Origin of the sequence: Clostridium cylindrosporum DSM 605 (assembly GCF_001047375.1) — a bacterium.
Lineage (GTDB): Bacteria > Bacillota > Clostridia > Clostridiales > Caloramatoraceae > Clostridium_AB > Clostridium_AB cylindrosporum.
In genome coordinates this window covers 111,787-137,515 of sequence record NZ_LFVU01000024.1, presented here as the reverse complement: position 1 = coordinate 137,515, position 25,729 = coordinate 111,787, and the positions used below count along the sequence as shown (strand labels likewise).

General features: G+C 33.6%; 21 protein-coding genes and 1 riboswitch. Of the genes, 19 read left to right on the top strand and 2 right to left on the bottom strand.

Features of this window, described 5'->3' with window-relative positions:
- The first annotated feature begins 54 nt into the window (after positions 1-54).
- The 18 genes from CLCY_RS06145 (at position 55) to CLCY_RS06065 (ending at position 23,265) form a co-directional block, all read left to right on the top strand.
- Positions 55-864 carry a linear amide C-N hydrolase gene (locus CLCY_RS06145; protein ID WP_048570243.1) on the top strand — a complete coding sequence of 270 codons (810 nt, stop codon included), beginning with the start codon at positions 55-57 and terminating at the stop codon, positions 862-864.
- A 267-nt stretch (positions 865-1,131) separates the two neighbouring features.
- Positions 1,132-1,232: riboswitch (purine riboswitch) on the top strand.
- 158 nt (positions 1,233-1,390) lie between these two features.
- The gene (locus tag CLCY_RS06140; RefSeq protein WP_048570242.1) at positions 1,391-2,740 is read left to right on the top strand and encodes an NCS2 family permease; all 1,350 of its coding nucleotides are present in this window, start codon (positions 1,391-1,393) and stop codon (positions 2,738-2,740) included.
- A gap of 59 nt (positions 2,741-2,799) precedes the next feature.
- The gene (guaD, locus tag CLCY_RS06135; protein ID WP_048570241.1) at positions 2,800-4,074 is read left to right on the top strand and encodes a guanine deaminase; all 1,275 of its coding nucleotides are present in this window, start codon (positions 2,800-2,802) and stop codon (positions 4,072-4,074) included.
- Between the two features lie 25 nt (positions 4,075-4,099).
- On the top strand, positions 4,100-4,987 hold the full coding sequence (locus CLCY_RS06130) for an FAD binding domain-containing protein (RefSeq protein WP_048570240.1): 888 nt from the start codon (positions 4,100-4,102) through the stop codon (positions 4,985-4,987).
- Positions 4,980-5,459 (top strand): (2Fe-2S)-binding protein, encoded by a 480-nt coding sequence (locus tag CLCY_RS06125; protein ID WP_048570239.1) that lies wholly within the window; start codon positions 4,980-4,982, stop codon positions 5,457-5,459. The genes CLCY_RS06130 and CLCY_RS06125 overlap by 8 nt, the downstream gene beginning before the upstream one ends.
- Positions 5,459-7,846, top strand: coding sequence for a xanthine dehydrogenase family protein molybdopterin-binding subunit (locus tag CLCY_RS13475; protein ID WP_082141735.1), 2,388 nt, complete (start codon positions 5,459-5,461; stop codon positions 7,844-7,846). The genes CLCY_RS06125 and CLCY_RS13475 overlap by 1 nt, the downstream gene beginning before the upstream one ends.
- A 483-nt stretch (positions 7,847-8,329) precedes the next feature.
- Entirely contained in the window at positions 8,330-8,869 is a 540-nt protein-coding gene (locus tag CLCY_RS13325; protein ID WP_053083280.1) for a hypothetical protein, read from the top strand.
- Positions 8,870-8,883: 14 nt separating this feature from the next.
- Positions 8,884-10,434: a hypothetical protein gene (locus CLCY_RS06115; protein WP_053083279.1), complete on the top strand. Its 1,551-nt coding sequence runs from the start codon at positions 8,884-8,886 to the stop codon at positions 10,432-10,434.
- Between the two features lie 232 nt (positions 10,435-10,666).
- Complete coding sequence (locus tag CLCY_RS06110; RefSeq protein ID WP_048570238.1) at positions 10,667-12,748, top strand: molybdopterin oxidoreductase family protein; 2,082 nt, start codon at positions 10,667-10,669, stop codon at positions 12,746-12,748.
- Between the two features lie 18 nt (positions 12,749-12,766).
- Positions 12,767-13,177: a 4Fe-4S dicluster domain-containing protein gene (locus CLCY_RS06105; RefSeq protein ID WP_048570237.1), complete on the top strand. Its 411-nt coding sequence runs from the start codon at positions 12,767-12,769 to the stop codon at positions 13,175-13,177.
- A complete protein-coding gene (locus CLCY_RS06100; protein WP_048570236.1) occupies positions 13,178-14,401 on the top strand; it encodes an NAD(P)/FAD-dependent oxidoreductase in 1,224 nt (407 codons plus the stop codon).
- A 248-nt stretch (positions 14,402-14,649) separates the two neighbouring features.
- On the top strand, positions 14,650-16,143 hold the full coding sequence (locus tag CLCY_RS06095) for a DUF438 domain-containing protein (protein ID WP_082141734.1): 1,494 nt from the start codon (positions 14,650-14,652) through the stop codon (positions 16,141-16,143).
- A 76-nt stretch (positions 16,144-16,219) separates the two neighbouring features.
- Positions 16,220-16,828, top strand: coding sequence for a hypothetical protein (locus CLCY_RS06090; RefSeq protein ID WP_048570235.1), 609 nt, complete (start codon positions 16,220-16,222; stop codon positions 16,826-16,828).
- Between the two features lie 204 nt (positions 16,829-17,032).
- Entirely contained in the window at positions 17,033-18,289 is a 1,257-nt protein-coding gene (locus tag CLCY_RS06085; protein ID WP_242844945.1) for a sugar ABC transporter substrate-binding protein, read from the top strand.
- Between the two features lie 59 nt (positions 18,290-18,348).
- Positions 18,349-19,224, top strand: a complete 876-nt coding sequence (locus tag CLCY_RS06080) for a carbohydrate ABC transporter permease (protein ID WP_048570234.1) — start codon at positions 18,349-18,351, stop codon at positions 19,222-19,224.
- Positions 19,225-19,227: 3 nt separating this feature from the next.
- Entirely contained in the window at positions 19,228-20,070 is an 843-nt protein-coding gene (locus CLCY_RS06075; RefSeq protein ID WP_053083278.1) for a carbohydrate ABC transporter permease, read from the top strand.
- A gap of 108 nt (positions 20,071-20,178) precedes the next feature.
- Complete coding sequence (locus CLCY_RS06070; protein ID WP_048570233.1) at positions 20,179-21,315, top strand: zinc-dependent alcohol dehydrogenase; 1,137 nt, start codon at positions 20,179-20,181, stop codon at positions 21,313-21,315.
- A 129-nt stretch (positions 21,316-21,444) separates the two neighbouring features.
- Positions 21,445-23,265, top strand: a complete 1,821-nt coding sequence (locus tag CLCY_RS06065) for a WG repeat-containing protein (protein WP_048570232.1) — start codon at positions 21,445-21,447, stop codon at positions 23,263-23,265.
- Between the two features lie 50 nt (positions 23,266-23,315).
- Here the strand turns inward: CLCY_RS06065 and CLCY_RS13470 are convergent, their stop codons facing one another.
- On the bottom strand, positions 23,316-23,492 hold the full coding sequence (locus tag CLCY_RS13470; protein ID WP_082141733.1) for a DUF1540 domain-containing protein: 177 nt from the start codon (positions 23,490-23,492) through the stop codon (positions 23,316-23,318).
- 167 nt (positions 23,493-23,659) lie between these two features.
- Here CLCY_RS13470 and CLCY_RS06060 point away from each other — a divergent pair, with 167 nt between their 5' ends.
- Positions 23,660-24,640, top strand: coding sequence for an endonuclease/exonuclease/phosphatase family protein (locus CLCY_RS06060; RefSeq protein ID WP_242844944.1), 981 nt, complete (start codon positions 23,660-23,662; stop codon positions 24,638-24,640).
- Between the two features lie 59 nt (positions 24,641-24,699).
- Here the strand turns inward: CLCY_RS06060 and CLCY_RS06055 are convergent, their stop codons facing one another.
- Positions 24,700-25,719: a PLL family lectin gene (locus tag CLCY_RS06055; protein WP_048570230.1), complete on the bottom strand. Its 1,020-nt coding sequence runs from the start codon at positions 25,717-25,719 to the stop codon at positions 24,700-24,702.
- Positions 25,720-25,729: the final 10 nt, after the last annotated feature.

Below are 25,729 nucleotides of genomic sequence, written 5' to 3'. Positions count from 1 at the left end.
TATAGATAGAGCAGTTAAAGTGATTTATGAAAACTAAGTTAAAAGGGGATAGCTATGTGTACTGTATTTGGGAAACTTCAAGATGAAAAATTAATTATAGGGAAAAGTTTTGACTGGGTTCAATATGGTGGAAATATATGTTTTGTTCCATCCTATAGAAGTTATGGAGTTAATACTATAGGATGCTGCTTTTTTGAACAAATGGGAAGTGACAGAGCCTATGAAGGAATGAATGAAAAAGGACTTTTTGTATCTACGATAGCTCTTCCAACAATGGGAGAGGAAGATAGGGAATTAACTCCACTTAAGATAAATAGCCTAAGTATGGTAAGGTTTATACTGGAAAGGGCTTCAAATGTATCCGAGGCAATGCATATAGTTAAAAGTTTTACTATAGACTATAGAATAAAATATGGTTGGCCAAAGGTACATTATTTCTTTGCAGATACTGGGAATAATATAGGAATATATGAAGAGAATGTTTTTGAGGAGATTATAAACCTTAATAGTGAAGAATATAGAATCCTAACTAATAGATCTGTTGAAAGTAAAATAGAATGTATTCGCTATAATAAGGTTAAAGACTTTTTAGAGAAAAATAAAGTTATAAAAGAGGTAGAGTGTATAGATATATTATCTATGGTAAAACAAGAAAGCCTAACTGCTTGGAGTACTATATATGATATAAATGAATTGAAGTTTTCAGTATTTATAGAACAAAACTTCGAAAATAAATACGACTTTGATTTAAGAAAATGCTTAAATAAAGGTAAATTCTCTGTAGATTTTGCAGAGTTAAAGTTAAATACTAAAGTTATGAAGAGAAAACGAAATGAAGGTTATGTTAAATTAGAGATCTTTTAAGTAAATGAAGTAGATTTTATCTTCCCTTGAACTATAAGTTTGAGGGGAGTTGCTCTTTAAGGCTATATAACACATAAAATAAGATACACTGTATAAAATTATATGTTTTAGGTTATAATCCGAAAAAGTAAGCTATAAGAATAATTAATTATATAGAGTCATAGGGATAATTAACAATATAAAATAGAATTTATAAAAAGATTTAAATTTAATCAAATACCTATTGACGTCGGAATATTCTGAATATATAATAAAACTAAATAATAAAGTTAAATCAAATAGGATTCTTGTATATACTTAGTAATATGGTCTAAGAGTTTCTAGCGGGTACCGTAAATAAACCGGCTACAAGAATAATTTGAAGCTTATAGTTACTGGCTTTGAATTATTCTGTAGTGGTTATGTTTAGGGGCCCGCTTTTTAGTTCATTAAGCTAACTACATAATAATCAAGCCTTGTCAAAAGAGGAAAGGTCTAAAAGGTTCAGACTTTAGAATTGGAAAATAAAATTATAGGAGGGAAATTTATGGAAGGTTTAGGGAAAAATAATGGAAAAGGTAATGTCAGTTTTGTAGACAGGTACTTTAAGTTAAGTGAAAGAAAAACTAATGTTAAGACAGAATTTTTAGCAGGTCTTACGACTTTTATAGCAATGTCCTATATAATATTTCTTATTCCAGGTCAATTCTTAAGCGCAGCGGGTATGCCGCTTTCAAGCGCCACTGCTGCAACCATACTATCTACTGCAGTTGCTACTTTACTTGTTGGACTTTATGCAAATCTTCCCATAGCCATGGGACCAGGTCTTGGCCTTGGTGCTGTATTTGCCTTTGTAATGGTTGGAACTATGGGTCTTAATTGGCAAACAGCCCTTGGTGCAGTTTTTGTTTCAGGAGTTGTATTCCTAATACTTGCAGTAACTAATGTTACTAAATCAATTATAGAATCTATACCAAAGGTTTTAAAATCTGCAATCGGAGTTGGTATTGGTCTATTCATATCATTCATCGGTTTAAAAAGTTCTGGAATCGTTGCTGATTCTCCATCAACACTTATAACACTTGGAAATTTAAAAAACCCTGCAACACTGCTAGCTGTAATTGGACTTATTATAATTTGTCTACTTATGGCAAGAAAGGTTAAAGGTGCTTTCCTTATTGGAATATTTGCAACCACTATTATTGGAATGATTATGGGGGTTACTAAGGTACCTACAAGTATTAATGACTTTGTATCATTTATCCCTGCATTCCCAACTGACACATTTGGAAAGCTTGATATTATGGCAGCTATAGGGTATGGACTACTTTCAATAATCTTTACAATAACAATAGTAGATCTTTTCGATAATATTGGAACACTAATTGCTGTTTCAGGTAAAGCTGGGCTTTTAGATGAGAATGGAAATCTTCCAGGAATTAATAAGGGGCTTGTTGCAGGATCATTTGCTGCAATGATAGGTGGGTTATTTGGTGCTTGTACAGTAACGTCATACCTTGAAAGTGCATCAGGTGTTGCAGAGGGTGGTAAAACAGGACTTACATCTGTAGTAACTGGAGCTTTATTTCTAGCTGCATTATTCCTAACTCCACTTGCGGGACTTGTACCAGGAGCCGCTACAGCTCCAGTACTTATAGTCCTTGGAGCCCTAATGATTGGTGAGGTTGTTCATATTGACTTTAATGATTTTACAAACGGTCTTCCAGCGTTTCTTACAATAGTTCTTATGCCTCTAACTGCAAGTATAGTTGAAGGAATGGCATTTGGATTTATATCATATGTACTTGTTAAGCTTATTTTAGGAAAATCAAAAGAAATAAAACCTCTTATGTATGTACTTGCAGTGGTATTCATAATACATTTAGGAATAAGATAAATTTAGTTAAATAAGCTGTAGGATTAAGAGAAGTTATAAAGATTTATAAAATAAATGGGGTGGTACCTTTGAAAATATTAAAAGGAAATATAATTTACACCGTTGTCCCTGAAAAGTTCGAGGTGTATGAAAATAGTTATCTTGTTGAGATAGATGGAAAGGTTAGTGGAGTATATAAGCATCTTCCGGAGGAACTTAAGGATGTTGAGGTTGAGGATTTTGGTGATTCACTTATAATTCCAGGTTTTGTAGATATGCACTTTCATGCACCTCAGTTTCAAAATATCGGACTTGGCCTCGATGAGGAATTGCTTCCATGGCTTGAGAAATATACTTTTCCTGAGGAAGCAAAGTATGACAATGAAGAATATGCAAAAAGGCTTTATACAAATGTAGCTAAGGCCCTATGGAAAAATGGGACAACACGAGCTGTACTTTTCTCTACAATCCACAAAAATGGAACTAAGATTCTAATGGATGTATTAGATAAGGCTGGTATTGGAGCCTATGTTGGAAAGGTTAATATGGATAGAAATTCACCAGACTTTTATATTGAGGATACAGATGAATCACTTGAAAAAACTGAGGAGTGGATACTAGAGACAAAGGATAAGTATGAGCTTGTAAAGCCAATAATAACACCAAGGTTTGTACCTACATGTAGTGAAAAGCTTATGAAGGGACTAGCAGAGCTTTCAGATAAATATAATATTAAGGTTCAGAGTCATCTTTCTGAAAATGAAGGAGAGGTTGAATGGGTTAAGAGTCTTCATCCAGAGTTCAACTCATATGCAGCAATTTATGATGGAATGGGACTTTTAAATGATAGAACAGTAATGGCACATACTGTTCATAATACAGATGAGGAAATAAAACTCCTATCTAAAAGAGGCACTATTTCTGCACACTGTCCAAATGCAAACTATAACCTGTCATCAGGGATAATGCCAGTAAGAAGATTTTTGGATGCTGGAGTTAAGGTAGCACTTGGAACAGATGTAGGTGCAGGCCATCAAGTAGGAATATACAAGGTAATGAGCCAGGCTATTGAAGCCTCAAAGATGAATTGGTTTTATAACGGAAAAAGTGAAAAGTGCCTAACTACCTCGGAAGCATTTTATATGGGAACAAAGGCTGGTGGAGAATTCTTTGAAAAAGTTGGATCCTTTGAAAAAGGATACACTATGGATGCCCTTGTAATAAATGATGAAAGCCTAGGAGATAAAGATTTCAGAAGTATAGAGGAGAGGCTTCAAAGGTTTATATACTGTGGTGATGACAGAAATATCATAAGGCGTTATGTAGCTGGAAAATTAATTTCCGAGCCAAAATAAAAGATTATGGAAAGAAGGATTAGATGTGGGGGTAAAAAAAGTCATTAAGGCCTATACAATAAAAGAAGTAATCGATGCACTTAACGAAAATATAGAGGAGTCTACTGTAATTGCTGGAGGTACGGATCTAATGATTAAGCTTAGGGAAGGCACGCTCCTGCACTCTATCCTTGTAGATGTTTCTGATGTGAATGAAATGAAAGGAATAAGCATTACATCAGAAGCAATTACACTTGGGGCTTCAGTTACCTTCTCTGAGATAGTAAAGTCAGAAGAAATCAAAAAGGCCCTTCCAGGATTTTGGGAAGCTTGCAGTATGGTTGGTGCTGTACAAATAAGGAATATGGGTACACTTGGAGGAAATACAGCAAATGGATCACCTGCTGCTGACTCTGTACCTCCCCTTATAGCACTTGGAGCAAAGCTTATAATTAGTTCACTATCAGGAGATGTAGCAGTAGATATTTCTGATTTCTTTATAGGAAAAGGGAATACGGCACTTCCAAAGGGTTCTGTAATAAAAGAGTTTATTATTCCAATGCAAGGAAAGGGATCAAGAATAATCGCCTTCGATAAGCTTGGACTAAGAAATGCCCTTGCAATTTCAAGAATAAGTTCAGCGGTTTGTCTAAATGTAGAAGGCAGTATAATAACTGAAGCTAGAGTTGCATCAGGGTCAATTGGAATTCTTCCTACTTTTGAAGATAAGATGAGCAAATTCCTTATTGGAAAGACTTTAAACGAAGATACAATAAATGAAGCTGCAAAACACTTCTCATTTATAGTTTCAGAAAGACTAAAGGGAAGAAGTAGCTTAGAGTTTAAGAAGGAAGCAGTAAAGGGAGTTATTATAAAGACACTTACAAAAGCACTTAGTCAGATTAATTCTCAGGAGGGCTTAGAAAATGTTTGATTTAAAAATAAATGTTAATGGAGTTTACTATGAAAAACAGATAAAACCTGATACTAGACTCCTAGACTTCATAAGGAATAATCTTGGACTAACTGGAACAAAGGAAGGCTGTGGAGAAGGTGAGTGTGGAGCTTGTACAGTAATAGTTAATGGTATAGCTGTTGACTCATGTTTAATGCTTGCTATGCAGTGTCATGAAAAAAATGTTGAGACTATTGAGGGACTAGAGAGGGATGGTGTTCTTCACCCAGTTCAAAAGGCCTTTCTTGATAATGGAGCAGTGCAGTGTGGATTTTGTATTCCGGGAATGGTTCTATCAGCAAAGGCCCTTCTAGACAGCAATAAAGACCCCTCTGAAGAAGAAATAAAGGAGTGTATTTCAGGAAACCTATGTAGATGTACAGGCTATGATAAGATGTTTAAAGCAATTAAAAGTGCCAAGGAATCATATTCAGGAAAGGATGAGATATAGTGGCGGATTTCAAGCAGTTAGGACAAAGAATTATAAGACGCGATGGATTTGCAAAGCTTACAGGAAGAGCCATTTATCCAGATGATATTTCCATAGATAACATGGCATATGGCGCAACTGTTCGTTCACCATATGCCCATGCAGAGATTTTAAGTATAGATACAAGTAAGGCAAAGGCGGCACCTGGTGTTATAGATGTATTAACTGCAGAGGATGTTCCAGGTCATAACTCACATGGGGTTTTATATAAGGATCACAACGTGTTTTGCAGTACAAAGGTTAGAAGAATAGGTGACCCAGTGGCTTTTGTTGTTGCAAAGACAGAAAGTCAGGCTAGAGAAGGGGTAAAGCTTGTAGAGGTAACCTACAAAGAGATTCCTGGGGTATTTGACCCAAGGGAAGCCTTAAAGCCGGATGCTCCTATAGTTAACGAGTATTCAGATAGATTTTTCTTCTATAACGATGATAAGGAAGAGGTTTACGAAAAGCCAGAAAATTATCCATATCCTAATCTAATATTTAGATATAAATGTAGAAAAGGGGACTCTGAATCTGAATCAATTTGGAGAAACTGTGCCGAGGTTGCTGAGGGGGAGTTCTACTCTCCATTTGTAGATGCTGCTTTTCTTCAACCAGAAAGTGGAATAGCATATATTGATGAGGATGATAAACTTGTTATGACAGCTTCAACACAATACATGCATTTTGACAGAATAGAGCTTGCAGATGCCCTCAACATAGATGAGGAAAGGATTAGAATATTAAACCCTGTAGTTGGTGGTGCCTTTGGAGCAAGAGAGGATATTACCCTTCAGATTCATCTGGCCTTAGCGGCCTTAAAGCTTAAACGTCCTGTAAAGGCAACCTATACTAGAGAAGAATCATTTTATGCACACTCCAAAAGACATCCAATGACAATGAAAGCTAAGATGGGTGCAGATAAGGATGGAAAACTTATTGCATTTGAAGCTGAGATTTATTCTGATTCTGGAGCCTATGCATCATGGGCAATAAATGTTACTAGAAAGGCCTGTATCCATATAACAGGACCTTACCAAATTCCAAACGTTAAAGTAGATGGGTATGCTGTTTATACTAACAGTCCATTTACAGGAGCATTAAGGGGATTTGGTGCAACACAGGTTCCAATGGTACATGAAACATTAATGGATATGTTAGCTGAAAAGCTAGGAATGGATAAGTTTGAAATAAGAATGAAAAATATATACAAAGTAGGAAGTGAGACTGCAAATGGACAGGTTATTACAGAAAGCTGTCCACTTGACAGATGCCTTAATACTGTGGAAAAAGCTATGAACTTAGATAATGGAGATTCTTTTGATAAAAGTGAAAATGGATATATTAAAAAGGGAAGAGGAATAGCTGCTTGTTGGTATGGGACAGGTTATGGAAATGGCTTTCCCGATGTATCAGTAGCTGATGTTGAGCTTCTAAAATGTGGAGGCGTACTTCTTAGAGTAGGTGCTGCAGAGGTTGGACAAGGTGCAAGAACAATTATGCCACAGATAGTTGCAGAGGTTTTAGGAATGAGTGCATATGATATAAAAATATATTCAGAGGACTCAGATGAGTGTGAGGATTCAGGAACCGCAGCTGCAACAAGACAAACATACAATACTGGTAATGCGGTAAAGCTTGCAAGTGAAAAATTCAAAAGTGAGCTTATTAAGGAAGCTATACGCCTTATAAATAAACCACTTCCTGAGTTTGAAAAGCTTAATTCTGCTCATAAATTTAAGGTGGAAAATGGTGAAGTTTACCTTGAAATACTTCCAACAAAGAAGGTTACTTTAGCTCAAATAGCAGCGAGTCTAGCTGAAGAAGGAAGAAGTCTTAGAGTTCGTGATTCCTTTACAGCTCAGACTGTAAAGCTTGATGATAATGGATATGGAGCTCCCTACTGGCCATATACCTTTAACTCATATGGTGTAGAAGTTGAAGTTGATACACTTACAGGAAGAGTTAAGTGTACAAAGGCATGGTGTGCTCAAGATGTTGGAAGGGCAATAAATCCAGCTCTTGTTGAAGGACAGATAGATGGCGGATTTGCTATGGGACTCGGTTATGCACTTTATGAGGACCTTGGTGTCAATAAAGGAAGAATAGCAAATAACAAGTATAGCAAATATATAATACCAACATCAATGGATATGCCTGAAATAGAAAAGTTTATAATTGAAGATCCTGAAACCTCTGCACCATTTGGTGCCAAGGGTATTGGAGAACCTGTTATAGTTCCTGTTGCTCCTGCAATACTAAATGCAATATATGATGCTACTGGAATAAGATTAAAATCACTTCCTGCAACTCCCGATAAGGTTTTGAAAGCCTTGAGAGAAAAGAGGGAAGTAGAAATTTATGATTAAATATTAAACTATGTTTTAATTCCTTCAAATTTATATTTGAGGGAATTTTTTATGTAGATTTATAAGTGGATTTTACTTTGTATTGATAAAATCTATGTAAAAATAAGTAACTAAAGGAAAAATCTATTTCATATATATTTAAGCTTTTGCTATAATAACTTAGGAATTTTGTCTGAAAATTTATACTAAAGCAGATGGGGTTTTATAAGTAACACTAATCTTATTTAAGAATAGTGAAGGAGGAAGATTAACAAAATAATTAAGCTATTAATGATTAGGAAGCATATTATTAACACTTATATTAAAGTTACATAGATAATTCATGTGCTATTTCCTACTAAAACTATTGTTTACCTAGAAATAATCTTGATAAATTCTATGTTAAAGGAGTTATTAACAGCATTCTTAAAAGTCCTTATCCAGAGATTAATTATGAGGTAAAGGCTTATCATTAAAGCTTAGCTAGGGGGAAAAAGGTATTATATGAAAAAAGCAAATTTATTTCTCGTAATTCTTTTTATTATGGGATTCCTTGGTTTTGTTGCCATGGATCGTATAACATTTAAGGTGCCTGAAAATCCAACTGTAGGGGCAGTTTGTGAGTTTACTTCAAATGATTTTAATGAATCTGGTCATCTTAAATATTCAGTAAATGAGGCATGGTGGACAAGTTTCACACGTAAACAGGAATACTTATCTAGTTTTTCATTTGCTTTAGCAATTACATTTGCAGGTTTTGCTTTAATAAAGATACGTCAAATAGGAGCAAAAGCTGCAACAGGTGGTGTAGTTGGTGGGGGACTACTAGTTGGACTTACACTTTCATTTAGTTGTTTAGCCCCAGTACTCGCAACAGTTGGTATTGGATTCTTTGCGAATCTAGGACTTGCAATGGGAGAGATACCAAAGTGGGTTGTAACTCTAAGTAATTTTATTTTAATTATGTATGGATTTATGTATCTATCTAGAAAAACTAAATGTTGTCCAGTAACCATATGTCAATCACAGGCAAAATCAAATTAAGGAGATAAAGTATAATGAATTTTAAAAAATCAATTAAAAGGGCTGTAGCTCTTTCGATAATAGCAAGCTTTGGATTTTCTTCTAAAGGGTTAGCTGCTTCTAATATAACTGATGCTGAAGCAGCAGCATTGCTTACCCCTGCTCGCCCGGGATTACCAATAGCTCATAAAATAAATACTAAGGAGGTTGCTGCACCTCCACTTTCTCTAGTAAAGGATCAACCTGTAAACCCAGCCTATGTTCCAGGTCTTCCAGGTCTTGTACAAGGAAAGGTTGTTAAGGATGATTACGGAAAGCCAAGAAAGAAAAATGATGGTATAATAATTCGCCAAAGTAAGGTAGAGAATGGCAAGGTTGTCATTCCTGCTGGAGGACTTGTTTACTTAGAAGATACAATGGGTGGAGAAGTTGCACTTCAAGGTGAGCCAATTTACTACCTAGGTAAACAACCTACATATATTGAATATGATATGACTATAGATGTTAAGAAAGATGTTACAATACCTGCAAAAAGTAGTGTTGTTGTAGGTGGACAAGTTTATTATTACTACGCTTCTGTTGGTCATGGAACTACAAGCAATCATACATTAGATGTTAAAACTATTGCTGGTACTGATTGGGAGTGGGCTTTCGGTAAGCCTGTATTTTCAGAGACACAAACTAACTGGTGGCAAGGAAAACATTTCAACCAGTTATACAATCAAGGGGTAGTTCGTGAGGCTTCAAAGGAGAAGTTAGTATTCAATTGGATTTCAGGAGTTCGTACTGACCGTATGCTAATGGCTAATAAAAAAGTATTTAGCGGTTTTGCAAGTAAAGGTCAAGAATGGAAGGTAGGCAATCGTACAATTCGTCTATCTAATATTGATGAAAAGGCGGGAACAGCTAAGATAGAAGTACTTGAAGGTGGTAGTGTTGTTTTTGAGAAGACATTAGGACCACTTCTTAAAGATAGACTTATAGAAGATGAAGTTGCTCGTAAAGCGATACTTTTTGAATATAAAGATGTAGCAGGATTTATAGTACCAAAGGATTCTTTTAAAGATGGTAAGGTACAGCTTAAGATTTATGGGGACACATTTGATATCAAATACGGTGAGGATTATAAGGACGATAAAAGATTCTCAGTTTGGCCTGTTGGATGTCCTTCAGGACACAACTTTGGTATTATGTGGACTAATAAGGAACCAATAACTATACCAGTAGGGGAAAGTGCTAAGGGTCCAGAAGGATACTTCAAAATAGCTGTAGACGATATTAAAAATGGTGAAGTTCTAGGTTGGCACGTTGAAGATCGTGAAGGTAATAAATCAATAAACTTAGGTGGACAAGGCATTACAAATGTAGACCTTGTACTTGGTCAAGGAAGAGTTACTGGATCAGATATTCTGAAAGATGTTGGTGCTAGCGCATTAACAAGAACATATGATAAGGCCCAATCTAATCAATCTAATGTAGCTAAAGCTCAAGCATTCCCATTTTCAACTGTTTTAATTACAGCTTTTATAACGCTTGGTATTGTAGGAATAGTAATTGAAGTAAGACATAGATTAAAAGCAAAGTAATATTAACGATTTTAATAAGTTAAATGACTTAATATAATTTAAAAAATAGCCTAGAGGTGTAAATGCCTCTAGGCTATTTTATGCTTTCAAGTTAATTAACTTAAAGGTTTTTATATATGTGATTTAAATCACACCTTAAAACAAAGGCTTATTATATCATAGTATATAAGTATTAAATCCTTAGCTATAGAGAAATATAAGGTTATTGTAAGAAAACTAAAGCGAAATGGAGATGATTGTATTGGATATAAAGCAATCAGTTTGTAGTTATTGTTCAGTTGGATGTAATCTAAATTTTTATGTTGAAAACAATGAAATAAAGAGGGTTGAACCTACTAGTGATTATCCTGTAAATAATGGATTTTGCTGTATAAAGGGACTAAATTTAGATAAACAACAAACTAAGCATGAACCCCATAAAAAACCTCTTTTAAGAAATGAAAAAGGTGAAATGGGTGAAATACCATGGGATAAAGCCTTTAAAACCTTTGCTACTAGGATGAAAGAAATTCAAGAAAGATATGGTAAGGAAAGTGTAGCTTTTTTAAGTACAGGTCAAATAACTACTGAGGAAGTGGCACTACTAGGTTTTGTAGGAAGAATTCATATGGGGATAAATGGTGATGGAAACACAAGACTTTGCATGGCAACCTCTATTGTAGCTCATAAGCAAAGCTTTGGATTTGATGCACCTCCATACACATTAAAGGATTTAGAACTTTCAGATACTATTATATTTATTGGAGCTAATCCAGTAATAGCTCATCCTATAGCCTGGGATCGAGTAAAGGGAAACAAAGATGCAAAAGTAATCACTATAGATCCAAGAAAATCAGAAACAGTACTTAATTCAGATATATGGATAGACATTAAACCAAAGTCAGATATTGTACTGCTATATACTTTAGCTAATGTGTTAATTGAAAACGAATGGATTGATAAAGATTATATAAAGAACTACTCAGAGGGCTTCGATGGCTTTAAAAATCATGTTAAAAAATACACCTTAGAAAATGTTGAGGAGCAAACGGGAATCTCAATTAAGCGTGTACTAGAACTAGCTGAGATGATTCACAAAGGAAAAAGAGTCTCTTTTTGGTGGACCATGGGTGTTAACCAAGGGTTTCAAGCAGTTAGAACAGCACAGGCAATAATAAATCTTGCTGTAATAACTGGGAACATAGGAAGAGAAGGAACAGGTGCTAATTCCTTAACAGGACAAAGTAATGCTATGGGTTCAAGAATGTATAGCAATACTACAACGCTATATGCTGGAAGGGATTACAATAATGAAAATCACAGAGAATATGTTGCTAATATTTTAGATATTGAAGAAGATAAAATCCCAACAAAGCCAACAATCCCATATGATGAAATTATAAAGAGAATAAAAAGCGGAGAGATTAAAGCACTTTGGGTAGTTGGAACTAATCCAGCGGATTCCTGGGTTAATAATAAGGAATTTAAAGAAGTAGTTAAAAACCTAGAGTTCTTTGTTGTTCAAGACCTATATAGTGATACAGATAGTGCAAAGCTTTGTGATTTATGCTTGCCCTCTGTATCATCACTAAAGAAAGAAGGATTTTTAATAAATACAGAACGTAGGCTATCAGCTGTTGTTCCGATTCTTTCAAAGGAAGAGGGAGAATTAACTGATTATGAAATTTTCCTTGGAATAGGAAGGGCACTTGGGGTAGGAAAAGCATTAGATAAATGGAAAACACCAAAACATGCCTTTGAAATAATAAAGCAATTTAGTAGTGGCATGCCATGTGATATAACCGGTGTAGATTATGATATGTTAGTAAACTCTACTGGAGTCCAATGGCCATTTAGAGAAGGAGATAAATTAGAGGATAACGAGAGAAGATTATATGAGGATAATAGATTCTTTACTGAAAGTGGTAAGATAAGATTCGTGTATGAGGATGTAGTAGATTATCCAGAGATTCCAAGACCTGAATTTCCTTATATATTAAATTCAGGAAGAGGAACAGTAGGGCAATGGCATACACAAACAAGAACTAGAGAAATCCCTACAGTTGAGGATATAACTTTTTTAAGTTCCCATGTATTTATGAATAGTGAATTAGCTAGGGATTTAAATATAAAGGACAACGAAAAGGTATTAATAACATCCTCAAATGGAGAAAGTGCAAATTTTATTGCTAAAATAAGTGATAGTGTTAAAAAGAATCAATTATTTGCACCAATGCATTATTTCAACACAAATATATTAACACCATATGTTTTTGATACTTACTCTAAGGAACCATCATATAAGTATGTAACAGTGAATATTCAAAGGATTTAAAGCTAAGGGGGAGGTTACTTGAAAAGAATAAATATAGATAGAAGTAAATGTGTAGGATGCCTTACATGTACTGTTGCATGTACTTCTTCCCACGGTTCATCAGATAGTAGAAGTAGAGTTACCATAACCAGTGATGAAAAATATGCTCCGATATTTTGCAGACACTGTGATAAGCCTGAATGCGTATATACCTGTATGGCAGGTGCCATGAAAAAGAATCCACAAACAGGTATTGTGGAATATGATAAATCACGCTGTGCAAGCTGTTTTATGTGTATAATGTCTTGTCCCTATGGAGTATTAAAAGCTGATAAAGAAAGTCACAAGGAAATTATGAAATGTGATATGTGTAGCTCTACAAAAAAGGGTACTCCCCAATGTGTAGCTAGGTGTCCAATGGGAGCACTTACATTAGAAGAGGTGGAATAGATGAGATATGTTGTAATAGGGGCATCAGCATCAGGAATAAATGGAGCAAAAACTCTTAGGGAAATTGATAAAAATGCAGAAATAATACTAATTTCAAAGGATGAATATGTCTATTCAAGATGTATACTACATCATTATATTAGTGGGCATAGAGATGTAGAGGATTTAAACTTTTCCGATAAAAATTACTTTGAAAAATACAATATAAAGTGTATAAAGTGTGTAGAAGTAGTAAGATTATATGCTAAAAAGCATGAAATTCATCTTTCAGATGGAAGAATGATAAATTACGATAAAGTACTTATTTCAAGTGGTGCTTCAGCCTTTATACCACCAATCGAAAACCTAAGAGAAGCTAATAATGTTATAGGACTTAGAAACCTAGATGATGCAGTAAGAATAAAGGAAATAGCAAGCAATGTAGAAAATGTAGTGGTAATTGGTGCAGGGCTTGTAGGAATTGATGCAATCTCAGGACTTATGGATAGTGGTGTTAAAATTACCCTAGCTGAAGCAAATGATAGAATTTTAGGTATTCAACTTGATGAGTATGCAGCTTCAAAATACCAAGAACTATTTAAAGAAAAAGGGGTAGACTTAAAACTTAGCATTAAAGTTGAAAAGCTTATTGTTGATGAAAATAATAATCCAAAGCAGCTTCTTATAAGTACAGGAGAGAAGATTCCCTGTGAACTTGTAGTTGTAGCTACTGGAGTTAGGGCAAATATAGCCTTTTTAGAGGGAAGTGGAGTAGAAGTTGATAAGTTTGGCCTTATTATAGATGAGAGGGGAGAAACAAATATAAAAGACATTTATGGCGCAGGTGATGTAACAGGAAGAAATCCTATTTGGCCAACTGCTGTAAAGGAAGGAATTATAGCTGCTAGCAACATGGCTGGGATTAACACTGTTATGACTGACTTCTTTGGAAGTAAAAACACCATGAACTTTTTTGGACTTCCTACAATGTCTGTTGGAATGATTAATGCACCTGATGAAAGCTATAAAGAAGAAATACAAATAGAAGGAAATAACTATAAAAAGATAATACACAAAGATGGTAAAATCTATGGTGCTATAATTCAAGGAGACTTATCATATACAGGAATATTAACACAATTAATTAAGGAAGAAATAGATATTTCTAAGGTTAAAAAGCCATTATTTAAAATAGATTACTCAGATTTTTTCAATATAAAAGAAAACCTAGAATATACTTATTAAATAAAATAGTTATTAGAAGACAGTAAGCTTATGCTTGCTGTCTTTTTTATGTATGTTAAAGGTATATGTTTTAGATTACGTGTTTATAATTTATGTATAGTTGAGAATTTTTTTCATATGTGTGATTAAAATCATATTTCAAAATAAAAGATTATTGTAGTATATATATAAGAATTAAATTCCCTACTATAGATAAAGAAAAGATAAGGTTTTATACTGACTATTTAAATATAGAATGGAGAGAAAGTATGAAAAGAGAAATTGAATACATAACTATAGATGGACGTGGAGAACATGAGTCTTTTCGAGATTGCATTACTAAAGCAATTCAAGACTTAAAGCCTAATCAAGGAATACATATAATTAAGGATTTTGAGCCCTTTCCTATGTACAAAATGATGGAAGAAAAGGGTTTTGATAAAAGGGTAGAAAAAGTAAGTGATGAAGAGTTCCATGTATACTTTACACCTAAGCCTGAATTAGAGACCATGAAGATAAGCGAATACTTAAACCTTGATGATAAGAAAATTAAGGGAATTATCGCTATTAAAGTTGATTATTTAAGAGGTAACATCTCATTAGAAGAAGCAAAAAATGAGCTGAGAGTATCATTTGATAAGGTGACAGCACAAGAATTTGCCCTTTGTGAACAATATCTTGAACAGTATGGTATTTCAGATGATGTATTAGCTGAAAGAATGGATGAAATCCTAGAAATCTTTGATGGAGTACTAGTAGGTGAAAGATTAGAATTTCCACCTGGACATCCAATTAAAACCTACTTAAATGAAGTAAAGGCTATAAGAAAAGTTCTTAGTGAAATGAAGGGAATGCAAGATAAAAAATTTATAAAAAATCAATGGGCAGAGGTTTATGATAAATTAGGTGAAATCAATATTCATTTTGCAAGAAAACAAAATCAGTTATTTGCAGCGCTAGAAAATAAGGGCTTTGATAAACCTTCAAAGGTAATGTGGACACTTGACAACGATATTAAAGACATAATTAAAAAGGCGAAGATACACTTAGAAAATGATGAGGATATTGAATTTTTAAAGCTTCAAGATGAAGTAATAGAAATGGTTGAGGATATGATGGTAAAGGAAGAAGAAATCCTATTTCCAACTTCAATAGACATTCTTTCCCATGAGGACTTTGTAAAAATGAGGCAAGGAGATGATGAAATTGGTTATTGTCTAATTGATACTCCGCCTGAGTTTGGAGAAGCAAAGAAGGAGAAAGAGAATGCCTCAAACAATGAATTATTAAAGGATTTAGCTAGTGTACTTCAAAAACACGGTGTGCTTAACACTTCACCGAATAATGAAGTACTAGATGTTGCTCAAGGAAAGTTAACACTTGAACAGATTAATCTTATCTTCAAACATCTTCAGGTAGATTTATCCTTTGTAGATGAAGATGAAATTGTCAAATTCTATAGTGATACCAAGCATAGAGTATTCCCAAGAAGTCCAGGAGTTATTGGGAGAATGGTTCAAAACTGCCACCCAAGAGAAAGTGTAGATACTGTTGAGGAGATTATTAAAGCCTTTAAGTCTGGAGAGCAGGACATGGCTGAATTTTGGCTTGAGATTAATGGAAGGTTTATATACATAATTTATAATGCAGTAAGAGATGATAATGGAAACTTTAGAGGGGTACTTGAAATGATGCAGGATGTAACTCACATTAGAAGTTTAACAGGAAGTCAAAGACTATTATCATGGAATACAAAAAAGTAAGATAGTTAAGAATAAATAATTTAAAATTACTAAAAATAAAAGATAAGAAAAATAATTATGTAAGAGGGTGAAGTAAATGAGTGCATTTTTAGCACCTATCCACTTTAGAGTATATGATAAAATTCAAAGGCTAGAAAATATTACTCAGGAGATATTAGAGCTTGCTAAGAGCAAATCATGGAATAGCAATATGAAAGATGAAGTAGATAATAATATTGGAACAGTTGAGAATGATAAATTAGATAAAGTAATTGATACTAGCAATATACATGGTTGGCTTTCAGAACAAATACGTGTTGCTGAAAAAAGATTAGCCTATGTTGTAAGTCATTTGTTACTTGATGATAAATCACGTAAGGATGATATTTTCAGCTTGGTTGAAAGTATAGGAGAGAGAATCTCTACTAGTGATTTACAAACTCCAAAGGATGCCTATGAAATAATCGAGGCAAGCTTACTAGATGGTATGCCATGTGATAGAGTAAGTGAGATTATGGAAAGTGAAGAAGGTAGAGTTCTTTGGAAAAGACGTATTGATGTTCATGAAGAATTTTGGAGTTATGGAATTCCTGTAGATGTTTATCATGATATTAGAGAATGTTTAATAAGAGGAATGCTTAAGAAAACAAACTTACGTTTTGAAAAGCAAAATGAAAAAACATTTTTAATAGAAGAAGTTAAGTAAGATTTAAAGTCCCAAGTAGGAAAATTTAGTTTCCCTACTTGGGATTAATATTTAGATATAATAATTAGAGTTATTATAGATATTTTCTATAATAAACTTATTTTGTATATACTTTATATATTAGTAATAATAATTCTCCTTTTGTATAATCAAATAGGAATATGTTAAAAAATATAGTAAATATAGTTTGAAGGGGGAGAGAAAATGAAAAGAAAACATAAAGGTTTTCGTATGTTGTCTTTTTTAGTTATTGCTACACTAGTTACAGGTTTACTAGCTTCTTGTAGTAGCACTAATAAAAAAGAGGAAAAACAACAGGCGACAAATGAAAAAAAGACTATAAAAATATTCATACCTGGTTATGAAGATGAACTATTTAAGGGATTATATGATTCAGGTATTAATGGCTTCAAAAAGGAAAATCCAAATGTAGATGTACAAGTTGTACCAGCAGGTTGGGAGGAAGCTAATAGCAAGTTAATATCACTAATACAAGCAAATGAATCACCAGATGTTATTATTACAGGTTCAAGATCACTTAGACAATTTGCTGAACTTGGTGCAATAGAAAAATTAGATAATTACATAACAGAGGACTTTAAAAAAGAACGTGTTGAAAATGTTTTAAAAACAGCAAATATTAAGGGAGTTCAATATGGAATTCCATTAGCATTTTCATCAAGGGCATTATACTATAGAACAGATCTAATAAAAACACCACCTAAAACATGGGATGAATTATATTCTACTGCTGAAAAGGTTAAGAAGGAGAAGTCAGATATGTATGGCTTTGCAGTACCTACAGATATGGCATCAGGTACAGATGAGATATTTAACTTCATTTATCAAAACGGTGGATCTGCAACAGATAAAGATGGAAACATTAAGTTAGCTACAACTGAAAATATAAAAACATTAGAGTTTTTAAAGAAGTTTAATGATGCTAAGTTAATACCAGACCCAGTTGCAACAAAAAGATCAGATCAAGCTCAAATGTTCCAAAATGGTAAGCTTGCAATGTTTATCTCAGGACCATGGGAGAAAAAGAAGGTAGAGGCAGGTAAAGAAAAAGCTCCTTATGGGGTAGCAGTATTGCCAGCTGGAGCAAGCAAAGCAGAAACTTTAGTAACGGACTCTTTCTCAATATCATCAGCTAGCAAGAACAAAGATATTGCTTGGAAGCTTATAAATTACATGGGTAAGTTTGAATATCAAAATGCTTATGACGAAGCAATAGGATTCTTCCCAATACTTAAGGCGGAAGAAAAGGAAGAAAGATATAATAATGAATTCTTAAAACCATTTAAAGAAATGATTCAATATGGAATAGGGGAACCACAAGTTCCAGTTTGGGATACATTTAATAAGGAATTTGTAACAGCTGTTCAAAAGGTTATGACTGGAAAAACAGGAGCTAAAGAAGCCTTAGAAAGTGCTGAAAAAGAATTAACTACAAAGTAATAAAAGAAGGTAGCTGTTTAGCTACCTTCTTTTAATAGAAATCTATTTAAGGAGGACTTATGGTTAATATTAATAAACAAAAGCTAACACCCTATGCACTTATAGCCCCGGTACTTATATTTATGATTGTTACATATGGATACCCCCTTATTTTAACATTTAAATACTCATTTCAGCAGGTATCCTTAATAGGATCTAATAACACCTTCGTAGGACTTGAAAATTACAAAAATGTATTATTAGATTCAAAGCTTTACGGAACATTAATCTTAACCTTTAAGTGGACTATTTTAACAGTGTTTTTAAAGATGTGTATAGGATTTATAATGGCAATGTTTTTAAATGGGAAAATATATCTAAAGAAGACACTTACATTTTTAATGTTAATACCATGGGCTATACCTCAGGTTGTAGTAGGAATATTATGGTCTTGGATATTAAATGGTGATTACGGTTATTTGAATTACTATTTGCAAGAAATAGGTATAGCAAATAAAGTTATACCTTGGCTGTCTGAGCCTACCCTAGCATTTATATCAACATCATTTGTAGATGCATGGATAGGGATACCCTTCATAACTATGATGTTTTTATCAGGGCTTGGTTCAATTGATGACTCATTATATGAAGCTGCAAAGGTAGATGGAGCAAATTCTATTCAAAGGTTTATATATATAACATTGCCAGGTATGAAAAAAGTAATTTTAATAGCATTAACATTAACGACTATTTGGACATTTAATACCTTTAATGTTATTTATGTTTTAACAAGTGGTGGTCCTATGGGTGCAACTGAGACTATGATGATAAAGATATATAATGAAAACTTTGGGAAGTACAATCTTGGGGTAGGTGCAACACTATCTGTTATAGTTTTTGTTATTTTAACAATACTAAGTATGTTTTATTGGAAACAAATAAGTAGGGATGAATAAAGTATGAAAAATATAAAAAAATCAACTATATCTAAAGTTATAAAAAGTATAATGGTCATTATAATTATTGCTTTTATGATAGCTCCATTTTTTATAATGTTATCAACTTCATTTAAATCATTTGAGCAGGTTACAAAATGGCCTCCAAGCTTTATACCAAAGGTATTAGATTTTTCTAATTATTTTGCTGTTTGGGGAAAGGATGGAAATATAAAAAAAGCATTTATAAATAGTATTATAGTTTCAACAAGTACTATGATATTATGCACAGCTTTAGGTTCACTTGCTGCATATATTGTATCAAGATTTAATTTCTTTGGAAAAAAGGCATTTTTATTTTTAATAATAATAACTCAAATGTTTTCAGCTGTTATTTTAATTGGACCAATGTATGTAATAATTAGGCAACTTGGTCTTTTAAATACTTACATAGCTCTAATTATACCTAATACTGCATTTGCTCTTCCAATGACTGTGTGGCTTTTGTATGGTTATATGGAGGGAATACCTAAAAGCCTAGAGGAAGCAGCTATGATAGATGGCTGTACGAGACTTCAAGCTATAAGAAAGGTACTTATGCCACTACTTGCTCCAGGAATAATAACAGCAGGACTTTTTGCCTTTATAGTTTCTTGGAATGATTTATTATTTGCCCAGACCTTTATAACAAAGCCAGAACTTAGAACTTTATCTGTTGCCTTAACTACATATAAATCAGTATTCGAAACATTTTGGCATAAGATGATGGCTGCATCTGTAATCTCTGTTATACCTGTATTTGCTATTTTTATATTTATACAAAAGTATCTTGTAAAGGGTCTTACATCAGGAGGAGTAAAGGAATAATTTCAAAATGTATTTTAAATTCCCTAGATTTAATTCTAGGGAATTTTTGTATTATGAGGCTTTCTTATGGGAAGAATTTAGATGTTATAAAATTTAGGAGGTATATTAATGAAGGCTGTAACTTATCAAGGAAAGAGAAATGTAGAAGTTAAAGATGTTGAAGCACCAAAGATTCATAAATCTGATGATATTATAATCAAAGTAACAAGTACCGCTATATGTGGATCAGACTTACATCTAATTCATAACATGATACCTAATCTTCCTCATAATTATATTATAGGACATGAACCTATGGGGATTGTAGAGGAAGTAGGTCCTGAGGTAACAAGGCTTAAAAAAGGTGATAGGGTTATAGTTCCCTTCAATGTAAGTTGTGGGGAATGCTTTTTTTGTAAGCATGATTTAACATCTCAATGTGATAACTCTAATCCACATGGTGAGGTTGGTGGATTCTTTGGGTATTCTGACACATTTGGTGGGTATCCTGGAGGTCAGGCTGAATATATGAGAGTACCATATGGTAACTTTACTCCTTTTAAAATTCCAGAAAACTGTGAAGTAGAGGATGAGAAGCTATTACTTATGTCAGATGCTATGGCTACTGCTTATTGGAGCGTAGATAATGCAGGGGTTAAAAAAGGTGATACGGTTGTTGTACTAGGCTGTGGACCAGTAGGACTTTTAGCACAAAAGTTTGCATGGCTTTTTGGAGCTAAAAGGGTTATAGCTGTAGATTACATAGGTTATCGTTTAGAACATGCTAAAAAGCATAATAATGTAGAGATTGTTAACTTTGAAGAATATAAAGAAACAGGAGAATACATAAAGGAGATAACAAAGGGTGGCGCAGATGTTGTTATTGATTGTGTAGGTATGGACGGAAAGACTAATACAATTGAGAAAATAGCATCAAACCTAAAACTTCAAGGGGGAGCTATGAGTGGAATAACTATAGCAACTCAGGCGGTGAGAAAATGTGGAACCATTCAAGTAACAGGGGTTTATGGCAGTTTATATAACGCATTTCCATTTGGAGATATATTTAGCCGTAATATAAATCTAAGAACAGGTCAGGCGCCTGTAATTCCTTATATGCCAACCCTTTATAAACTTCTTTCTGAAGGAAAGGTTGATCCAAGTGATATTATTACTCACAAGCTAAATCTTGATGATGCCCCACATGGATACGAAATTTTTGATACGAAAAGCGATGGATGTATTAAAGTAATTCTTAAACCATAAGGTGTATGTACTACTGCATAACTAATAGTTAAATAAGGAGTGTGTAAGACTAATTTAATTTAGTTTTACACACTCTTTATTTAACTTGAATATTATAAAATATCATGAATTTAATAGGATGGTATTTTAATGAGTTCAAGAAAAGGTAGAGAAAAAAGGCAAAGGAAAAAACAAAAGAGTAAGGATATTGATAAAATCAGAATAGAATCAATTAAACTATATCCAGCACTAAGGAATGAGAAAGATGGAGCTATCTATGGATATATTGATTCTAAAGGGAATTTTGTTATAAAGCCTAAATACCAAATTGCCTATGACTTTAATGGGTCAGGTATAGGAATAGTTCAGGAAAATAAACTAATGGGTGGTATAAATACAAAGGGAGAGTATGTTATAAAACCTATTTATGATAGTATCAATCCATATAAAGAAGGACGCGCAATATATGTATTAAATGGCACTATGGGGGTTATAGATGAAGTAGGAAATATAATCACCAAGAAATCCTATAGCTTTATTAGCGATTATACTGGGGGAAGGGCTATTATAGGTGTTAGTAATCAAGATGGTTCTTATACCTATGGATACATTGATAGAGAAGGGAATGAGATAATTCCTCCAAAACTACTTGAGGCAAATGAATTTAATGATGATGTGGCTCTAGTTAAGGTGAAAGATGATGTTTATGGATTGATTAATAAAGAGGGAAAGCTTTTAAATACTTATAATTATGGGTATGTAAGTCAATATGGGGACGGGGTAATGGTTTTTGCTAATTCCTTTAATGGTCCATTTGGATATATAAATAGAGAAGGTAAGGTAGTTATTAAACCTATATACAAAGTAGCTACTGGTTTTAAAGATGGTGTTGCTATAGTAAGTACAGAAGAAGTTTACAACTTTAAATATGGTGTGATAAATCTAGAAGGCAAATATGTATTTACACCTATTTATAGTAAAATAGAACACTTAGGGGAAGGTAGATTAGCGCTTGGGATGCCTATTGGTGATGATAAAAATATAGGTACAAGTATATACGCTATTGGAGATACTACTGGTAAAAGGTTAAGTGATTTTAAATATCTAGTGGTAGGTGAATATGAGAAGGGGCTTTCATACGGGTCAGACAGTAATTATACATTTTTTATAGACAAGAATGGAAATATAGATAAGAGCCTTCCTATAGTAAAGGGAAGTGGTGAATTAAGATTTGTTAATGATATTATAAGAGCTAACATAGACTTTTCTCCATACTATCTAACTAGGTCAGGTAAGGTAATTTATAAACCAAATGATACTATAGTTCTTAGTCCTAAGTACTCAGCTACAAGGCTTAAATATAAGCCTAACATTAATTACTTAATATACTATCCAGAAGTTAAGGGAGTAACAGACAAGAAGACTGAAAAAGATATAAATCTTAGATTAAAGGAAATGTCTTATTTTAAACCCTATACTGAAGAAAATACAAAATCTCCAGAAACTATTAATCCAGATGATGTGTTAAATTATAATTATTATGGTGATTTTTCAGTTGAGTTCTTTAAGAAAAACTTGTTAGTTCTTAATTTAATAGGATATTACTATCCATTTGGTGCTGCACATGGAATGCCAAGTAAGAAAACACCTAGTATAGACCTAGTAACAGGCAAGTTTTATAGCCTAGGGGACTTATTTATGGGGGGAGTATATTGGGTAGGTGAACTAAATAAAATCATTGAGAATATGATAAAAACTGACCCACAATATAATGATCTGTTTGATAATGCTTTTAAAGGGATAACCCTTGATCAAAGTTTTTATATTGATGAAAATAATCTCTATATATATTTTCCACCATATGAATTAGCTCCATATGCAGCGGGATTTGTTACATTTAAAATACCATTTGTAGATATTCAAGGTATGATAAATAAAGAAGGAAGCTTTTACAAATCATTTAATATATAAATAAAATCCAACATAGGAGGATACCACCTATGTTGGATTTTCAAATTAGACTATTTTAGACCTCTTTTAAAGCTTCCGCAATCTGTACACTCAGTAGTACTTGCTTCATGTTCGTGCTTTACTACTTGTATCTTATCTAGAGTACAGTAGTCATCAGTTTTACAGTGAAACTGACATTCAGATACAATGCATCCTATGCTTGGGTTGTGGTTATGATCATGATTCATATTAAATTCCTCCAATAACTATAATATTTACATAGTTATTATGTTCTATTTAGCTATAATTATTCATTAGTTTATATAGAGAATCTACCAAGTGTAAAACTCATTATAAATATATAACACTTTTAATTAGATAAAACATATACTAAATTATAGTGAGAAAGAAAGAAGTGATTGGATTGAAAATAGAAGGAGATGCTACATTTTCAGTTATGACATGGAACATTTATTTAGGTGCGGATTTAACTCCTATGATAGCTGCAACTCCTATGCAAATCCCTCAAAGAGTTACAGAATTGTTTCGGCAATTCCTTGCGACAAATTTTCCAAGCCGTGCAAAGACTATTGCAAATCAAATTAGTTTAAATAAACCTGATATTATAGGATTACAGGAGGTAGCTATATGGGAACTAATTCCTCCTAATTCTAATAAAGTTGTATATGACTTTCTAGATATTCTTCTATATGAATTGAAATCTAAGGGAGTAGAATATGAAGTCGCCACACAGAATAAAAATGCAGAGGCTACACTTCCCAGTAGCGAAGGGAATTATATATGTCTAAAGGATCGAGATGTTATTTTAATTCGTAAAAATTCAGATTTAAAGATTACTAGAAAGTGGGAGTCAAACTTTAAAACTAATTTACAAGTTAATGTAATAGGACAGACAGTTTCTATTCGAAGAGGATGGTCAGCTGTTGATATTTCATTAAAAGGATATGATTTTCGAGTAGTTAATACTCATTTAGAACCATTTTCCCATGAAGTACAGGTTTCACAGGCAAATGAATTATTATTAGGTCCAGGAAAGACAAATCTTCCATTATTTTTTATAGGGGACTTTAACTCAAAAGCTGATAGAAGTAGTACAAAGACATATGAAAATTTAATTGCCTCAGGTTTTAAAGATATTTGGACTATTTCTGGGAAAGGTGATGGATTTACCTGTTGTCAGAACCCTGACCTTCTAAATGCAGATTCATATTTAAATGAGAGAATAGATTTTATATTATTAAAAAATAATATAAATCTTGATATTATTGAAGCAAAGTTAATAGGAGACTCCAAGGAAAGTAGAACAAAAACAAAACTTTGGCCATCTGACCATGCAGGTATAATTGGAAGGTTTAAGTTAAATATTCTTAAATAAAAACTACCCCTTATGTTTTAACATAAGGGGGTATCTTTTATACTAATTGCAATATATATTTAGTTTCTCCAAATATGCCACATAGCATTGTTTGTACCTCTAGCAAATACGTCGGTTCTATTTGGTCCCCAGGATACAGCAGCAGGGTCTGAAGTTATAATACCTCCAAGGTTTGACCAATTGCTCCAGCGTGAACCATTCCATGACATAGTCATTAATTGATTGTTTGTACCTCTAGCAAATACTTCAAGTCTATTTGGTCCTCTAGAGGAAACTGCAGGAGCTGAAGTTAACCTACCACCAAGGTCTTGCCAATTGCTCCAACGGGAACCATTCCACCATCTGTGAATAAGACGATCACCTTGTCCACGGGCAAATACATCGATTCTATTTTGCCCCCATGAAACAGCAGTAGGTGATGAAGTTAATCTGCCACCAAGACTTTCCCAGTTACTCCAGCGTGTTCCGTTCCACCATTTGTGCCAAAGAGCATTGTCAGAACCGCGCACAAAAGTATTTATTCTGTTAGGTGCAGTAGATGCAGCAGCAGGTGCAGATGTTAATACTCCACCAAGGCTTTCCCATCTACTCCAACGGGAGCCATTCCAAGATATATACCACATAGCATTATCTGTACCTCTAGCAAATACATTAACTCTATTGTTTCTAGATGAAACCGCAGCAGGAGAAGATGTTATTGTTCCACCAAGGCTTTGCCAATTACTCCACCTTGAGCCGTTCCAAAACTTATGAAATAGAGCTCTATCACTTCCTGCTACAAAAGTATCAAGCCTACCAGGTCCTTGAGAAGAAGCCCCTGGACCTGAGGATAAAACGCCACCAAGGTCTTCCCACTGGCTCCATCTGCCAGCTGTAGGAGGGGGAAGAAAGACATTTCTTTCTATAGTATGGTCTTCATCTCTAGTCTCATCGAAGAAATCATACTCATACAAGAAGTCATCAAATAGAACTTCACTAGAATCTTCAACATCATCAAAGTTCCTTATATGTTCATGTTCACGTGGGCAAGTAACTTCTTCAGGGCAGTAAGGACAATAATCAAGTTCATTATTAAACATTGGAAACCTC

Coding starts and splice junctions, on each gene's coding strand:
- CLCY_RS06110 (WP_048570238.1), top strand. CDS start 10,667: ATGATTGTATTGGATATAAAGCAATCAGTTTGTAGTTATTGTTCAGTT.
- CLCY_RS06065 (WP_048570232.1), top strand. CDS start 21,445: ATGAGTTCAAGAAAAGGTAGAGAAAAAAGGCAAAGGAAAAAACAAAAG.
- CLCY_RS06070 (WP_048570233.1), top strand. CDS start 20,179: ATGAAGGCTGTAACTTATCAAGGAAAGAGAAATGTAGAAGTTAAAGAT.
- CLCY_RS13470 (WP_082141733.1), bottom strand. CDS start 23,492: ATGAATCATGATCATAACCACAACCCAAGCATAGGATGCATTGTATCT.
- CLCY_RS06090 (WP_048570235.1), top strand. CDS start 16,220: ATGAGTGCATTTTTAGCACCTATCCACTTTAGAGTATATGATAAAATT.
- CLCY_RS13325 (WP_053083280.1), top strand. CDS start 8,330: ATGAAAAAAGCAAATTTATTTCTCGTAATTCTTTTTATTATGGGATTC.
- CLCY_RS06055 (WP_048570230.1), bottom strand. CDS start 25,719: ATGTTTAATAATGAACTTGATTATTGTCCTTACTGCCCTGAAGAAGTT.
- CLCY_RS06075 (WP_053083278.1), top strand. CDS start 19,228: ATGAAAAATATAAAAAAATCAACTATATCTAAAGTTATAAAAAGTATA.
- CLCY_RS06085 (WP_242844945.1), top strand. CDS start 17,033: ATGAAAAGAAAACATAAAGGTTTTCGTATGTTGTCTTTTTTAGTTATT.
- CLCY_RS06095 (WP_082141734.1), top strand. CDS start 14,650: ATGAAAAGAGAAATTGAATACATAACTATAGATGGACGTGGAGAACAT.
- CLCY_RS06125 (WP_048570239.1), top strand. CDS start 4,980: ATGTTTGATTTAAAAATAAATGTTAATGGAGTTTACTATGAAAAACAG.
- CLCY_RS06145 (WP_048570243.1), top strand. CDS start 55: ATGTGTACTGTATTTGGGAAACTTCAAGATGAAAAATTAATTATAGGG.
- CLCY_RS06080 (WP_048570234.1), top strand. CDS start 18,349: ATGGTTAATATTAATAAACAAAAGCTAACACCCTATGCACTTATAGCC.
- CLCY_RS06100 (WP_048570236.1), top strand. CDS start 13,178: ATGAGATATGTTGTAATAGGGGCATCAGCATCAGGAATAAATGGAGCA.
- CLCY_RS06140 (WP_048570242.1), top strand. CDS start 1,391: ATGGAAGGTTTAGGGAAAAATAATGGAAAAGGTAATGTCAGTTTTGTA.
- CLCY_RS06115 (WP_053083279.1), top strand. CDS start 8,884: ATGAATTTTAAAAAATCAATTAAAAGGGCTGTAGCTCTTTCGATAATA.